Here is a 14,647-nt window from a genome sequence, read left to right as displayed (position 1 = left end):
TCAAAAGCAAGGGCCGGAGTGCGGCGCGGTGCCCGCGCCGCTAGCATCACGGTCATCCCCTGCCTTGTCGAAAGGAGCGCGTCGTGAACGCCGCAACCAAAAACGCCGAACTCGCCGCCGCCACCGAGCGCGACCCGCGCTGGGCCGCGGTGCTGGCGCGCGACCCGCAGGCCGACGGCACCTTCTACTACGCGGTCCGGACCACCGGCGTGTACTGCCGACCGTCGTGCGCGGCGCGCCGGGCGCGGCCGGAGAACGTGTGCTTTTACGCCCGCCGCGAGGACGCCGAACGCGCCGGCTTCCGTCCCTGCCGGCGCTGCCAGCCCGACCAGCCGAGCCGCGCCGAACAGCACGCGGCCAAGGTCACCGCGGCCTGCCGCCTGCTCGACGCCGCGGACGACGCGCCGAACCTGGCGCAACTCGCGCAGCGCGTCGGCCTCAGCGCCTACCACTTCCATCGCGTGTTCAAGCAGATCACCGGCCTCACGCCCAAGCAGTACGCCGCGGCACAGCGCGAACGGCGCGTGCGCGAGCAGCTGGCCACCAGCGGCACGGTGACCGACGCCATCTACGACGCCGGCTACCACGCCAACAGCCGCTTCTACGAAACCGCCGACGCGGTGCTCGGCATGACGCCGAGCGCCTACCGCGCCGGCGGCGCCAACGCCCGCATCCGCTTCGCCATCGCCCAGTGCTCGCTCGGCGCCATCCTGGTGGCGCAGAGCGAACGCGGCGTGTGCGCCATCCTGCTGGGCGACGACCCCGACGCCCTGGCGCGCGACTTGCAGGACCGCTTCCCTCGCGCCGAGCTGATCGGCGGCGACGCCGGCTTTGAACAGCTGGTGGCCCGGGTGGTGGGCTTCGTCGAAGCCCCGGCGCTCGGCCTCGATCTGCCGCTCGACCTGCGCGGCACCGCGTTCCAGCGCCGCGTCTGGCAGGCGCTGCGCGAGATTCCCCCCGGCAGCACCGCCAGCTACACCGAGATCGCGCAGCGCATCGGCGCGCCCAAGGCGGTGCGCGCCGTCGCCGGCGCCTGCGCCGCCAACGCGCTGGCGGTCGCCATCCCCTGCCACCGCGTGGTGCGCACCGACGGCAGCCTGTCCGGCTACCGCTGGGGCGTGGAGCGCAAGCGCGCGCTGCTGGAGCGCGAAGCACAGCAACGGAGTAGCGGCGGGGAGGAGCGCTCCGAGCCATGACCTTCGACCTGTTCGGCGACGAGCCCCCGCGCTGGCGCGAGGAACTGGCGCCGGGCGCCGTGGTGTTGCGCGGCTTCGCCCTGCCCCATGTCGATGCCCTGCTCGCCGCGCTGGGCGACGTCACCGCCATGGCGCCGTTCCGCCAGATGATCACGCCGGGCGGCTATCGCATGTCGGTGACGATGAGCGGCTGCGGCCGCTACGGCTGGGTCAGCGACCGCAGCGGCTACCGCTACGACCGGCTCGACCCCACCACCAGCCAGCCCTGGCCGGCCATGCCGGACAGCTTCCGCCTGCTCGCCCGCGACGCCGCCGCCGAGGCCGGCTTCCCCGGCTACGAGCCGGATGCCTGCCTGATCAACCGCTACGTCCCCGGTTCGCGCTTGTCTTTACACCAGGACAAGGACGAGCGCGACCAGATCGCCCCCATCGTCTCGGTCTCGCTCGGCCTGCCGGCGCTGTTCCTGTTCGGCGGCCTACGGCGCGAGGAAAAGACGCAGCGCATCCCGCTGGCGCACGGCGACGTGGTGGTGTGGGGCGGCCCGGCGCGGCTGCGCTACCACGGCGTGCTGCCGCTCAAGGAAGGCGTCCATCCCTTGCTGGGGGAGCAACGCATCAACCTGACGTTTCGGAAGGTAAGGTAGCGGGAAGAGTTGTTCGGCCAACGTTGGGGGAGGAAACCGACCGACAGGGGACAAGGTACGCCCAGCGTGTATTCGCGGGCCATCACAAAAACGCTTTTGTCATAAATGCCGTTATGGCAAGCTTTCCGCCAGGGATACTGCCGCCTACGTTGAGGTGGCAACACCCTTGATCAGGTCTTTTCCGGCGGCCAACCCGCCGTTGGAGCCCGCCTGCCATCGCCCATCGCTTCCATTTCCCTCAAGGAGTAGCGCCATGCAAGAAACCACCGCCCTGCTCGGCATCGCCACGACCCTTGCCATCGGAGCGGCCAGTCCAGGCCCGAGCTTCGTCATGGTCGCTCGCACCGCCGTTTCTTCGTCACGAGCTGACGGCATCGGCGCCGCCCTCGGAATGGGCATCGGCGGACTCGCCTTTGCCTCGGCCGCTTTGCTTGGGCTGCACGGCCTGCTGCTTGCGGTTCCGTCACTGTATGAGATTCTCAAGGTGGCCGGGGGGCTGTACCTTGCCTACCTCGGGCTCCGTATCTGGCTTGGCGCCCGGAAGCCCCTCATCAGCGGCACCATCGACTCGACCGCCCGCACCACCACCGTGCGCTCCTTTGTTCTGGGACTCACCACACAGGTGAGCAACCCCAAGACAGCCATAGTGTACGCCAGCGTCTTTGCCGCCTTCCTTCCCGCCGCCTCATCACGGGCATTCGATCTCGGCGTGGCGGGCCTCGTCTTTATCATCGAGGCCGGCTGGTACACCCTGGTCGCCCTGGCCCTCTCCTCGGCACGGCCGCGCAGCATCTACTTGCGCTACAAGGCTTGGCTCGACCGAGCCACCGGCGGCGTCATGGTTGCACTGGGCAGCAAGCTCATTTCCTCAGTGCCGCGTGCATGAGTCAACAGGCATGGCCTCAGTCGCAAAAAAAATCCCCCGGGGATCGCTCCGCAGGGGCCAACACGAGGAAGAAACACCTCGCCAGAGCTTATCCGGCGGCGATGTTTCGAGGGGCTAACACACAAAAGCCTGAGCTCTTAGGTGCGCGGAATAATCTAGCGTAAAAGCTCTAGTTCGTCCAATGTTTAATCAGTCTAAACATATGCCGGCAAGCTGGAGCCAGGGCACGGTGCGCGCCGTGCCGGCTCGTAAAGGAGGGGGATGCGCCGGCCCCGGGCGGGAACTCGGCGCTGGATCGGTTGCGCCGGCTAGTTCTTCACCGGCTTCTTGGCCAGCATGCGCTGCAGCGTGCGGCGGTGCATGTTGAGGGCGCGCGCGGTGGCCGAGACGTTACCGTCGTGCTCGGCCAGCACGCGCTGCAGGTGCTCCCAGGTGACGCGCTTGAGCGACATCGGCTGCGGCGCGAGCGGCAGTTCGGGGTTGGCCGACACCTGCTCGAAGGCGGCGAGGATGTCGTCCACCGTGGCCGGCTTGGCGAGGTACTGCACCGCGCCGAGCTTGGTGGCCTCGACCGCGGTGGCGATGCTGGCGTAGCCGGTCAGCACCACCACGGCGGCGGCCGGCCAGCGCTGGCGCAACAGCGGCAACAGGCGCAGGCCGCTGTCGCCGCCCAGGTTGAGGTCAAGCACGATGCGCGTGGGCGGGGCGTCCGCCACGGCCAGCGCCGCCTCGGCCGAGTGCGCCACCGCCACGACGTGGCCGCGCCGCGTCAGCGAGCGCGCCAGCACCGCGCTGAAGGCCTCGTCGTCGTCGATCAGCAAGATGGCTTCGTTCATATCCCCTCCTTCGCCCGCTGCAGCGGCAGCGTCACCCGCGCGTGCACCCCGCCCTGGGCGCGGTTGGTCAGTTCCAGCGAGCCCGACAGGCGCGCCAGCGTGGCGTGCGACAGCAGCATGCCGATGCCGAGCCCGGCCGGCTTGTCGGAGTCGAGAGGCGTCAGCCCGGCACGGCGCAGTTGCGCGGCGCTGAGGCAGCCCTGGCGGTTGACGATGTCGAGCTGCAGCGCCTCGCCCTGCAGCCGCGCGCTCACCGTCACCTCGCCGCCGCCGGCCTCGGCGGCGTTGTTGATCAGGTTGAAGAAGGCCGGCCAGAACACCGGCTCCAGCAGCACGAGCGGATCGTCGCCGGGCGGCGGCTGCCAGTCGAGCCGCACGTCGGGACGCAGGCTGCGCCAGCCGTCGAGGCGCTCGGCCAGGGTGGCGAACAGGGGCTGCGCGGCGGGGGCGGGTTCGGCGCCGAGCTTGAGGCGCGCCAGCGCGTCGCGGCACACCGCCAATTGGCGGCGCATCAGCGTCAGGTCGTCGGCCAGCTCGGCGTTGCCGCCGTGGCTCGCGGCCAGTTCGTCCACCAGCAGCGTCAGGGTGTTGAGCGGGGTGGACAGCGAGTGCGCGGCGCCGGCCGCCTGCATGCCGACCGCCACCAGCTGCTCGTCGCGCAACTGGGTCTCGCGCGCGGCGTCGAGCTCGGCCTCGCGCTCGGCCAACAGCCGCGACAGGTAGGAGACGTAGGCGGTGATGAGGCAGGCCGACACCGCGAAGGTGAGCCACATGCCGATGATGTGCAGGTTGAAGACGATGGCCGGCTCGCCGAAGTCGGGCAGCGGCAGGTGCCAGAAGATCAACAGGCCGTAGAGCAGCATCGCCAGCGCGGCCAGCAGCCAGGCGAACGCGCCGGGAGCGATCAGCGCGGCGAACAGCACCGGCGGCAGGAACAGCGAGGCAAGCGGGTTGGCGGCGCCGCCGGTGAGCGCCAACAGCGCCGCGAGCACCAGCACGTCGGCGCCGAGCCCGAGCTGGAGGATCAGCGCGGTACTGCCGCCGCGCCCCAGCCAGTGATCCAGCGCCAGGTTGGCCGCGAACAGCCCGCCCAGCCCCAGCCCGAGCGGCAGCCAGGGCAGTGCCACGCCGGCCAGCGCCGCGCCCAGCACGGCCAGGAACGCACTCAGCAGCATCACGCGCCGCACCAGCGAGAGGCGCCGCACGGCACGCGGCAGGTCGGGGGTAAGCAGGGTACGGGGCAGGCGCGGGGCGTTCATGCGCGCCACTTTACCACCTGGCACCGCCCTCCGGCTGCGGCCGATTGCCGCGGCGCCCGCCCCGCTCCGGCTTCGGTTATCTCAGATCAAGTCGCTCCCAAGCCCCAGCTTCTATCATGCCGTCATCCTGCCCACCCGGCTGGCCGAGCGTCGCCTCGGCACGACCGGATGGCAACATCCGCGAAAGTCCACAATCATGAAAGCCCTGCTCCGCCTCGCCGCCCTGTGTTGCGGCCTGCTGCTGGCGACGGCCGCCGAGGCCGGATCCGGCTCCTACGAAGCCAAGCTGCCCCCCGAACTGTCCGATTCCCCGCGGCTGTGCGACTACGCGCCGTGCCGCGACGTGCTGCCCGGCGCCGACAGCTTCTCCGAGCGCCAGGGCAAGCCGCCCTTCGTCGAGGGCTACCATACCGTCAACGGCCGGCGCGAGCGCGTCGGCTTCGTGTTCCTGTCCACCGATATCGTCGACATCCCGGCCTACTCCGGCAAGCCGGTGGTGACGCTGATCGGCATGGACAACGCCGGGCGCTACACCGGCTCGAAAATCCTCAAACACAGCGAGCCGATCCTGCTGTTGGGCATCCCCGAGGGCGAGCTCACCCGCTTCACGCGCCAGTACCTCGGCCACCACGTCACCGACAAGCTGGAGATCGGCAAGGGCAGCGACGCCGGCAACGCCGGCCTGGACGGCATCACCGGCGCCACGGTGACGGTGATCTCGCAGAACCAGGTGATGATGAAGTCGGCGATGAACGTGGCGCGCCAGGTCGGCATCGTCAAGTCGAAGCCGAAGCCGGCGGCGCGCTTCCTCGACCCGGCCGACAAGCCCGACTGGGCCGAGTTGGCCGAAGAAGGCGCGGTGCAGCACCTCACCGTCAGCCGCAAGCAAGTCGGCCTGCCCGATGACGCCCGTCCCTATCTCGACCTGTGGTTCGGCTACCTCAACCAGCCGACGGTCGGCCGTGCCGTGCTCGGCGACTCGGCCTGGCAGAGCCTGATGGCGCGCCTGCAGCCGGGCGAACACGCGCTGTTCATCGTCAACGACGGCAGCGAGTCGTTCAAGGGCTCGGGTTATGTACGCGGCGGCATCTACGACCGCATCCAGGTGCAGCAGGACCTCGACAGCTACACCTTCCGCGACCTCGACTACCTCAACCTGTACGACATCGCCGCGCGCGGCGCGCCGGCCTTCCACGAGTCGGGCATCTTCATCGTACGCCACGCCCCGAACTTCTCCGCCGCCTACCCGTGGCAACTGGTGTTCCTCGGCAACAAGATCGACCAGCAGACCGCGCAGAAGACCTTCGCCGCCTTCGAACGCGAGTACTGGCTGCCGGCGCGCTACCTGCAGGGCGGCCGCCCGCACGTCGAGCGCCCCGATCCGACCTGGCTCAAGGTGTGGAAGGAGAAGCGCTGGCAGATCGCCGGCTTCGTCGCCTTCCTGCTGACGGTGAGCCTGACCTACGCCCTGCGCGACAAGCTGGTGCGCCGCTCCTCGCGCAAGGACAAGCGCTGGGTCAGCATCCCGAAATACACCGCCTGGGCGATCAGCGTCGGCTTCGTCGGCTTCGGCGCCATGGCGCAGCCGTCGGTGACGCAGGTGCTGACCTGGGTGCACGCGCTCGTCGGCGAATGGCGCTGGGAGCTGTTCCTGTCCGACCCGCTGATCTTCATCTTCTGGTGGTTCATCCTGATCACCGTGCTGCTGTGGGGGCGCGGGCTGTTCTGCGGCTGGCTGTGCCCGTTCGGCTCGCTCACCGAGGGGCTGTACAAGATCGTCGCCGCCACCCCGCTCAAGCGCTTCCAGCGTAAGCCCAACGCGCGCCTGCACGCGCGCCTCAAGTGGCTCAAGTACGGCGTGTTCCTGGGTCTGCTGGGGGTGTCGCTGTACTCGATGACGCTGGCCGAACAGTTGGCCGAAGTCGAGCCGTTCAAGACCACCTTCCTGGTCGGGGTGCTGCACCGCAGCTGGCCGTTCGTGTTGTTCTGGACCCTGATCGTCGGCGTGTCGCTGTTCGTCGAGCGTCCGTTCTGCAAGTACCTGTGCCCGCTCGGCGCCAGCCTCGCCATCCCGTCGCGCTTCCGCCTGTTCGGCCTCAAGCGCAAGGCCGAGTGCGGCCCGTGCGCCGCCTGTGCGGTGGGCTGCGGTGCGCTCGCCATCGACGACAAGGGCCGCATCGACCAGAAGGAATGCCTGCTCTGCCTCGACTGCATGGTGATGTACTACGACGACCACGCCTGCCCGCCGCTGGCGCAGGAGCGCAAGCGCCGCACCAAGGCCGGCCAGGCGCTGACGCCGATCGGCAAGGACGGCTACTTCATCCCGATCACCCCGCTGCCGGCCGAGCCCAAGCCGGCTCGGCCGCAGCCCAAGAAGGAAACGGCGTGAACCCGGGCCGGTACAAGGTTGGCCGAAGCGCGCTGCTGTTGGCGCTGCTGGCGGGCCCGGTATCGGCCGCAGTGCTGACGGTGGCGCCGGGGGCGTCGATCCAGGCCGCGCTCGATCGCGCCGCCCCCGGCGACACGGTCGAGGTGGCGCGCGGTTTCTACCGCGAAAACCTGCGCCTCGCCAAGCCGCTGACGCTGCGCGGCGTCGGGCGGCCGACGCTGTCCGGCGGCAACCGTCACGACACCATCCGCATCGCCGCGCCGAACGTGCGCGTGGAAGGCTTCATCGTGCGCGACAGCGGCGACGACCTGGGGGCGCAGAACGCCTGCGTCTACCTCGAGCCGGGCGCCGACCGCGTCACCGTGCGCGGCAACGACCTCAGCTACTGCCTGTTCGGACTGTGGATCGAGAAGGTGCGCGACGCGCGCGTCGAGAACAACCTCATCACCGGCAAGCGCGACTACGCCTCGGTCAACCGCGGCAACGGCATCCAGCTCTACAACACCGAGGGCGCCGCCATCGTCGGCAACCGCATCAGCTTCGTGCGCGACGGCATCTACGTCGACGTCTCGCACCACGCGCTGTTTCGCGGCAACACCATCCACGACGCGCGCTACGGCACGCACTACATGAACTCCTACTACAACCGCTGGGAAGGCAACGAGGTCTACCACAACCGCGGCGGACTGGCGCTGATGGAGGCGCGCAACCAGGTGGTGGTGAACAACCACGTGTGGGGCAATTCCGACCACGGCATCATGCTGCGCACGCTGCAGGACTCCGTGGTGGCCGACAACGTGGTGGCCGGCAACGCGCGCGGCCTGTTCGTCTACGACGCCGAGTACAACACGCTGCGCGGCAACCTGGTGATCGGCAACCAGGTCGGCGTGCACCTGTCGGCCGGCTCGGTGCGCAACGTGGTGACCGACAACGACTTCATCGCCAACCGCGAGCAGGTGCGCTACGTCGGCTCGCGCGACGAGGAATGGGGCCCGCCGCGCGGCAACCACTGGAGCGACTACCTGGGCTGGGACCGCGACGGCGACGGCCGCGGCGACGTGCCCTACCAGGCCAACGACCTGGTCGACCGCCTGCTGTGGCGCTATCCCGCCGCCAAGCTGCTGCTCAACAGCCCGGCGGTGCAGAGCCTGCGCCTGATCGCGCGCCAGTTCCCGCTGCTGCGCGCCCCCAGCGTGCTCGACCCGCATCCGGCGATGCGCCCGAACCACCCCGGCTGGACGGCGTGGAGCGCGCCGCGCTACCGCTTTACTTCGCAGTGAATCCGCCATGAACCCACCCGTGATAGAACTCCACCAGGTCGAACGCCGCTTCGGCACGCTCGCCGCCGTCGACGGCGTCAGCTTCCGCGTCGAACGCGGCGAGCTGTTCGGCCTCACCGGCCACAACGGCGCCGGCAAGAGCACGCTGTTCAAGATGATGCTGGGGCTGCTCGAACCCAGCGCCGGCAGCGTGCGCGTGCTGGGCGCGCCTACCCGCGGCGCGACGTTCCGCGCCGTGCGCCGCCGCATCGGCTACCTGCCGGAACAGCTGGCGCTGTACGACAACCTGAGCGGCGCGGAGACGCTGGCCTACTTCGCCCGCCTCAAGGGCGCCAAACTACAGCAGGTCGTGCCGCTGCTGGACAAGGTCGGCCTGGCGCACGCCGCCCAGCGCCGCGTCGGCACCTACTCCAAGGGCATGCGCCAGCGCCTGGGCCTGGCGCAGGCGCTCTTGGGCGACCCGCAGCTGCTGTTCCTCGACGAGCCGACCAACGGCCTCGACCCCGAGGCGATCCACGCCTTCTACCAGTTGCTCGCCGAGCTGCGCGCGCAGGGGGTGAGCATGATCCTGACCTCGCACATCCTGGCCGAGATCCAGCAGCGCGTGGACCGCGTCGCCATCCTCAAGGCCGGCAAGCTCGCCGCGCTCGGCACCGTGCAAAGCTTGCGCGAGGCGGCGGCGCTGCCGCTCGGCGTCACGCTCAGCACCAGCCGGCCGCTCACCGCGGACGAACTGGCCCGGCTCGACCGCCACGCCCCGTTGCGGCAGGCGGCGGACGCCGGCCAGCTGCAGCTCGCCTGCCCGCCCCTGGCCAAGATGGCACTGCTGGCGGAAGTGGCGGCGCTGGGCGCGGCGGTGCGCGACGTGCGCCTCGCCGAGCCGTCGCTGGAAGACGTGATCCTGGGCTACGCGGGAGTGACGCCATGATCGACCTCGTCGCCATCCGTACCGTCGCCGCCAAGGAATTCCGCGACCGCCTGCGCAACCGCTGGGTGCTGGCGGTGAGCGCGGTGTTCACCCTGTTCGCGCTGGTGATCGCCTACTTCGGCGCCGCCCAGCAGGGCGAAGTGGGCCTGCGCGGCATCGAAGTCACCATCGCCAGCCTGGTCAGCCTGGTGATCTACCTGATCCCGCTGATCGCCCTGCTGCTCGGCTTCGACGCCATCGTCGGCGAGCGCGAACGCGGCTCGCTGGAACTGTTGCTGTCGCTGCCGATCAGCCGCGCCGAACTGCTGCTGGGCAAGTACAGCGGCCTCGCCGCCGCGCTGAGCATGGCCACGCTGGCGGGCTTCGGCGTCGCCGGCGTGCTGCTCGCCACGCGCCTGCCCTTCGCCGCGCTCTACCACTACGCCGGCTTCATGCTCTCGGCGCTGCTCTTGGGGCTCGCCTTCCTGTCGCTGGCGCTGCTGGTCTCGGTGCTCTGCGGCGACCGCACCCGCGCCTCCGGCGCCGCCATCGCGCTGTGGTTCTTCTTCGTGCTGGTATTCGACCTGTTGCTGCTGGGGCTCCTGGTGATCCAGGGCGACGGCCCCGCCGGCTCCCTGCTGCCCTGGCTGATGCTGCTCAACCCGGCCGACCTGTTCCGCGCGCTCAACATGTTCGGCAGCGACGAGCTGCGCGCCTTTTACGGACTGGGCAGCGTGCTGCCCGACCTCATGACCCAACCGCTGTTGCTGGGCGGCCTGCTGACGGGCTGGATCGTGGCCCCGCTCGCCGTCGCCCTGTGGAGATTCCGATGAAACTACGCACCGCGCTCACACTCGCGGCGCTGCTGGCCGGCCTCGCCGCCTGCCAGGACGAACGCGCCGCCAAGACCGACCCGCTCGCCATCAAGCCCGACACCGCCTGCGCGCTCGACGGCATGCTGCTCGCCGACTACCCCGGCTCCAAGGCGCAGATCCACTACGCCCAGGGCGAGCCGGAATTCTTCTGCGACACCGTGGAAATGTTCTCGCTCTACCTCAAGCCGGAGCAGGCCAAGCGCATCACCGCGCTCTACGTGCAGGACATGGGCGCCACCCACGGCCAAGCATCCAAAGCGGACTGGATCGACGCGCACCAGGCGTTCTACGTGCAAGGCTCGTCGCAGCAGGGCTCGATGGGGGCGACGCTGGTACCCTTCGGCCAACGTGCCCAAGCCGACGCCTTCGCCAAACGCTTCGGCGGCAAGGTCCTGGCGTTCGCCGAGATCAAGGCCGACATGGTCGGGCTCGACGGCGGCGCCCTTCACGACAGCCATATGTGAGATTGCCATGTCCTACCAGAACTTCTTCCGCGACGTCGACGCCCCGCTCGCCGACAAGATCGACGGCCTCTCCAAACTGATGTACCAGCTGCGCGAAAGCCGCCGCGAAATCCTGGCGCGCTACGCCGTCGACAGCGAGGAGGCCTTGCTCGACGCCATCCACGGCGCGCGCCTGGCGGAACACCCGGCTTATGACGATTACCTGTCTGCCCGGCAATTGCAGCAGCAATTTTTGGCAGTGCGCGATGAAATGACACTCAGCCTGGAGAAAGCATGAAAAGCGCCGTTGATTACGAAATGCTGCGCGACGCCATTATCGACGACTACGGCGAAATACTGGCGCGCGATATTATCCTCTACCAGGATGCCATTAATCTCGAGTTATTAAATGGAACGTTGCTGGAAATCAAAGCGGCGTCGGATCGGGAGTATTGTTTTCTCTGGCAAGCCGGCGACCATGTGCTGCGCCTCGACACCGCGCCGCTGCACCCCGAACTCGCCACCTTTCCGCACCATCTGCACGATGCCGCCGGCACCGTCCGCGCCGACCCGCTGACCGTGCCGGGCCGGCCGCTGGTGGACAACGTGCGGCCGCTGCTGGCCGCACTGCAGCACGACCCGCTGCTGGGCTACGGCGCGGCCGACGCCTGAAGCGACGACGCACGCCACACGGCACGCCCCCTCACGCCGGCCCGCCCCTGCGCGGCGCCGGCGACATAAAAAACGGCGGCCAGAGCCGCCGTTCGCTACCGTCTGGACGCGCCGAGATCCGCGTCCGGAGCGGCTCACGACACCTTGGACACCATGAAGTCCACCGCTGCCTTGACGTCGGCATCCGACAGCGCGCTGTTGCCGCCGCGTGCCGGCATCGCGCCCTTCTCGCCGGTGAAGCCTTCCAGCGCATGCTTGTACAGGGTGTCCTTGCCCTGCGCCACGCGTGCCTGCCAGTCGCCCTTGTTGCCGAGCATCGGCGCGCCGGCGGCACCGGTCTGATGGCACATCACGCAGGTCTTCTTGAACACATCCTCGCCCGCCTTCAGCGCCGGATCGGCCGCCGCCGTGGTGGTCGCGGCAGGTGCCGCCGCCGGAGTCGCCGCCGCCTGGGCGGTACTCTCGGCTGCCGCCTCTTTCTTGCCGCAGGCCGCCAGCGTCACCAGGCTCAACAGGGCCAGAACCAGTACCTTCTTTTTCATGCTTATCCCCTTAATTCGGAAACCGAAAAAATCGACAGCACTATTTTACCCGCTGCCTGCCGCATTAAAACCGCGGCAAGACGGTTTCTTTTAAAGGCTTGATGCGCGTCAATTCCAGCGCAGGGTCAAAAGGATTGCAATAGCGGCGAATTTCAAAATCATAAAACACGTTATTTCAGTACACTTGGAGTAAAAATTATGGCGAAGGAAGAATCCGTGTCCGACCTCAGCCGCCGTAAATTCCTCGGCACCTCGACCATGTTGGGGCTGGCGGGCATCGGCCTGAGTACCGGGCTAAGCGCGTGCAAGGACGGCGGCGCCCAGGCGGCCGCCGACAGCAGCGCAGGCGCCGCGGCGACGGCACCGGCCCACGGCGCCGGGCACAACCCGCACAAGCTGCCCGGCCAGCTCGACGACTACTACGGCCTGTGGTCCGGCGGCCACTCCGGCGAGATGCGCGTGCTGGGCCTGCCGTCCGGCCGCGAAATCAAGCGCATCCCGGTGTTCAACATGGACTGCATGGTCGGCTGGGGCATCACCAACGAATCCAAGGCCATCCTCGGCACCAAGCCGGACGGCACGCCCAAGTACATGGTGGGCGACACCCACCACGTGCACGCCTCCTACGCCAAGGGCACCTACGACGGCCGCTACGCCTGGGTCAACGACAAGATCAACTCGCGCCTGGCGCGCATCCGCCTCGACACCTTCGAGTGCGACAAGATCACCGAACTGCCCAACGTGCAGGGCTTCCACGGCATCTTCCCGGACAAGCGCGACCCGGTGGACCAGAACGTCGACCACACCACGCGCGTGTTCTGCGGCAGCGAATTCCACATCCCGCACCCCAACGACGGGCGTGATCTCGAATCGCCGGAGAAATACGGCACGCTGTTCACCTGCGTCGACGCCGAGACCATGGAAGTGCGCTGGCAGTGCAAGATCGACGGCAACATGGACCTGGTCGCCACCTCGTACGACGGCAAGCTCGCCGCCTCGAACCAGTACAACACCGAGAACGGCATCCACTACGAAGACATGATGTCGGCCGAACGCGACGCCTGCGTGTTCTTCAACATCGCCCGCATCGAGCAGGCGGTGAAGGACGGCAAGTTCAAGACCGTCGGTGATTCCAAAGTCCCGGTGGTGGACGGCACCAAGGCCGCCAACGCCGACCCCAAGACCGCGCTCACCGCCTACGTGCCGGTGCCGAAGAACCCGCACGGCGTCAACGCCAGCCCGGACGCCAAGTACTTCATCTGCGCCGGCAAGCTGTCGCCGACCGCCACCGTGATCGAACTGGAGAAGGTGCTGGCCTGGTTCGACGGCAAGCTCGACGACATCAAGAAGACCATCGCCGCCGAAGTGGAACTGGGTCTGGGCCCCTTGCACACCGCCTTCGACGGCCGCGGCAACGCCTACACCACGCTGTTCCTCGACTCGCAGATGGTGAAGTGGAACGTCGCCGAAGCGATCAAGTTCTACGGCGGCGACAAGAACGCCAAGTACGTGGTGGACCGCCTCGACGTGCAGTTCCAGCCCGGCCACACCAACGCCTCGATGTCGGAAACGCGCGAAGCCGACGGCCAGTGGCTGGCGGTGGGCTGCAAGTTCTCCAAGGACCGCTTCCTGCCGGTGGGCCCGCTGCATCCGGAAAACGAGCAGCTGGTCGACATCAGCGGCGACAAGATGATCCACGTCGCCGACCACCCGGTGTACTCGGAGCCGCACGACTTCATCATCGTCAAGCGCGACAAGATCAAGACGCGCCAGGTCTACAACCTGGACGACTTCCCGCTGGCCCTGAAAGATCCGAAGGAAAGCCGCGTCGAGCGCCACGGCAACAAGGTGACGATCCACCTCGCCTCGCAGGCGCCGGCGTACAGTCTGAGGGAATTCAAGGTCAAGAAGGGCGACGAGGTGACAGTGATCCTGACCAACCTCGACAAGGTGGAAGACCTCACCCACGGCTTCGCCATACCGAAGTACAACGTCAACTTCATCGTCAACCCGCAGGAGACCAAGTCGGTCACCTTCAAGGCAGACAAGCCGGGCATTTACTGGTGCTACTGCACCCACTTCTGCCACGCGCTGCACCTGGAGATGCGCTCGCGCCTGATCGTCGAGCGCTGATCCGGCACTCACCCCTTGCAACGAAGCGTTTCGGGAAGGCCTGCGGCCTTCCCGCTTTTTTGCCGCGCCGCCCGCTCAGTGCGGCGCCGGCTGCGCCGGTTTTTCCACCGGCAGTCCCGCCGCCACCCAATCGTCGAAACCGCCGGCGATGGAACGCACCGTGCTATAGCCCATCTGCAGCAGCGACAGCGCCGCCAGCGCGGCGCAATTGCTGGTCTGGCAATACAGCAGCACCGGACGCTGGCGCTTGGCCCACTCCGGCACCGCCTCCAGCCTGAATTCCAGCACGCCGCGCGGCAGGTTGAGCGCGCCGGGCACATGGCCGGCGGCGTACTCCGCCGGCTCGCGCACGTCCACCACCAGCACGCCGTCCGGCCGCCACGTCGCCGCCTCGGCCAGCGGCAGCTCGACGATGCGGCTACGCGCCTCCCGCACCAGATCGTGTGCGCTTCTCATCGCTTCGTCCTCTCGGCTTGTGAGGGAGGAGGTTCTCGATCACAACCTGAATGATAGCCAGCGGCGGCGCCGCTCGCCGCCCGGGACAGGCCGGAGCACGCAAGGACAAAGAAAACGGCCCACGCCGGG

15 protein-coding genes are annotated in these 14,647 nt (G+C 68.4%); 11 read left to right on the top strand and 4 right to left on the bottom strand.

The window, feature by feature from the left end; genetic code table 11:
- The first annotated feature begins 83 nt into the window (after positions 1-83).
- The 3 genes from ada (at position 84) to ABKF58_RS07790 (ending at position 2,726) form a co-directional block, all read left to right on the top strand.
- Complete coding sequence (gene ada / locus ABKF58_RS07800; protein WP_482584049.1) at positions 84-1,196, top strand: bifunctional DNA-binding transcriptional regulator/O6-methylguanine-DNA methyltransferase Ada; 1,113 nt, start codon at positions 84-86, stop codon at positions 1,194-1,196.
- Complete coding sequence (gene alkB / locus ABKF58_RS07795) at positions 1,193-1,840, top strand: DNA oxidative demethylase AlkB (protein ID WP_482584048.1); 648 nt, start codon at positions 1,193-1,195, stop codon at positions 1,838-1,840. Before ada ends, alkB begins: the two co-directional genes overlap by 4 nt.
- Before the next feature lie 253 nt (positions 1,841-2,093).
- Positions 2,094-2,726 (top strand): LysE family translocator, encoded by a 633-nt coding sequence (locus ABKF58_RS07790; RefSeq protein ID WP_482584047.1) that lies wholly within the window; start codon positions 2,094-2,096, stop codon positions 2,724-2,726.
- 308 nt (positions 2,727-3,034) lie between these two features.
- Here the strand turns inward: ABKF58_RS07790 and ABKF58_RS07785 are convergent, their stop codons facing one another.
- Positions 3,035-3,562 carry a response regulator transcription factor gene (locus ABKF58_RS07785; protein ID WP_008952368.1) on the bottom strand — a complete coding sequence of 176 codons (528 nt, stop codon included), beginning with the start codon at positions 3,560-3,562 and terminating at the stop codon, positions 3,035-3,037.
- The gene (locus ABKF58_RS07780) at positions 3,559-4,821 is read right to left on the bottom strand and encodes an ATP-binding protein (protein WP_008952367.1); all 1,263 of its coding nucleotides are present in this window, start codon (positions 4,819-4,821) and stop codon (positions 3,559-3,561) included. The genes ABKF58_RS07785 and ABKF58_RS07780 overlap by 4 nt, the downstream gene beginning before the upstream one ends.
- Positions 4,822-5,017: 196 nt before the next feature.
- Here ABKF58_RS07780 and ABKF58_RS07775 point away from each other — a divergent pair, with 196 nt between their 5' ends.
- From ABKF58_RS07775 to ABKF58_RS07745, 7 genes are read left to right on the top strand one after another with little or no spacing between them, the layout of a single operon-like run.
- Positions 5,018-7,210 carry a 4Fe-4S binding protein gene (locus tag ABKF58_RS07775; RefSeq protein ID WP_482584046.1) on the top strand — a complete coding sequence of 731 codons (2,193 nt, stop codon included), beginning with the start codon at positions 5,018-5,020 and terminating at the stop codon, positions 7,208-7,210.
- On the top strand, positions 7,207-8,490 hold the full coding sequence (locus ABKF58_RS07770; RefSeq protein WP_482584045.1) for a nitrous oxide reductase family maturation protein NosD: 1,284 nt from the start codon (positions 7,207-7,209) through the stop codon (positions 8,488-8,490). The genes ABKF58_RS07775 and ABKF58_RS07770 overlap by 4 nt, the downstream gene beginning before the upstream one ends.
- A gap of 19 nt (positions 8,491-8,509) precedes the next feature.
- The gene (locus ABKF58_RS07765) at positions 8,510-9,418 is read left to right on the top strand and encodes an ABC transporter ATP-binding protein (protein WP_482584044.1); all 909 of its coding nucleotides are present in this window, start codon (positions 8,510-8,512) and stop codon (positions 9,416-9,418) included.
- Positions 9,415-10,230, top strand: coding sequence for an ABC transporter permease subunit (locus ABKF58_RS07760; RefSeq protein ID WP_200810867.1), 816 nt, complete (start codon positions 9,415-9,417; stop codon positions 10,228-10,230). Before ABKF58_RS07765 ends, ABKF58_RS07760 begins: the two co-directional genes overlap by 4 nt.
- Positions 10,227-10,736, top strand: coding sequence for a nitrous oxide reductase accessory protein NosL (locus ABKF58_RS07755; protein WP_482584043.1), 510 nt, complete (start codon positions 10,227-10,229; stop codon positions 10,734-10,736). The genes ABKF58_RS07760 and ABKF58_RS07755 overlap by 4 nt, the downstream gene beginning before the upstream one ends.
- A 7-nt stretch (positions 10,737-10,743) precedes the next feature.
- Positions 10,744-11,013, top strand: coding sequence for a hypothetical protein (locus tag ABKF58_RS07750; protein ID WP_482584042.1), 270 nt, complete (start codon positions 10,744-10,746; stop codon positions 11,011-11,013).
- Positions 11,010-11,387, top strand: coding sequence for a toxin-antitoxin system TumE family protein (locus tag ABKF58_RS07745; RefSeq protein ID WP_482584041.1), 378 nt, complete (start codon positions 11,010-11,012; stop codon positions 11,385-11,387). Before ABKF58_RS07750 ends, ABKF58_RS07745 begins: the two co-directional genes overlap by 4 nt.
- A gap of 134 nt (positions 11,388-11,521) precedes the next feature.
- Here the strand turns inward: ABKF58_RS07745 and ABKF58_RS07740 are convergent, their stop codons facing one another.
- Positions 11,522-11,929: a c-type cytochrome gene (locus ABKF58_RS07740; RefSeq protein ID WP_482584040.1), complete on the bottom strand. Its 408-nt coding sequence runs from the start codon at positions 11,927-11,929 to the stop codon at positions 11,522-11,524.
- A gap of 216 nt (positions 11,930-12,145) precedes the next feature.
- Here ABKF58_RS07740 and nosZ point away from each other — a divergent pair, with 216 nt between their 5' ends.
- On the top strand, positions 12,146-14,062 hold the full coding sequence (gene nosZ, locus ABKF58_RS07735; RefSeq protein WP_482584039.1) for a TAT-dependent nitrous-oxide reductase: 1,917 nt from the start codon (positions 12,146-12,148) through the stop codon (positions 14,060-14,062).
- A 75-nt stretch (positions 14,063-14,137) separates the two neighbouring features.
- Here nosZ and ABKF58_RS07730 read toward each other — a convergent pair whose 3' ends face one another.
- Complete coding sequence (locus tag ABKF58_RS07730; protein WP_008952357.1) at positions 14,138-14,518, bottom strand: rhodanese-like domain-containing protein; 381 nt, start codon at positions 14,516-14,518, stop codon at positions 14,138-14,140.
- Positions 14,519-14,647 lie beyond the last annotated feature (129 nt).

The sequence above is a fragment of the Pseudogulbenkiania sp. AW2-16 genome, assembly GCF_056824575.1.
The sequence above is the reverse complement of the archived record's forward strand: the minus strand, read 5'-3'. Positions and strand labels throughout refer to the sequence as shown.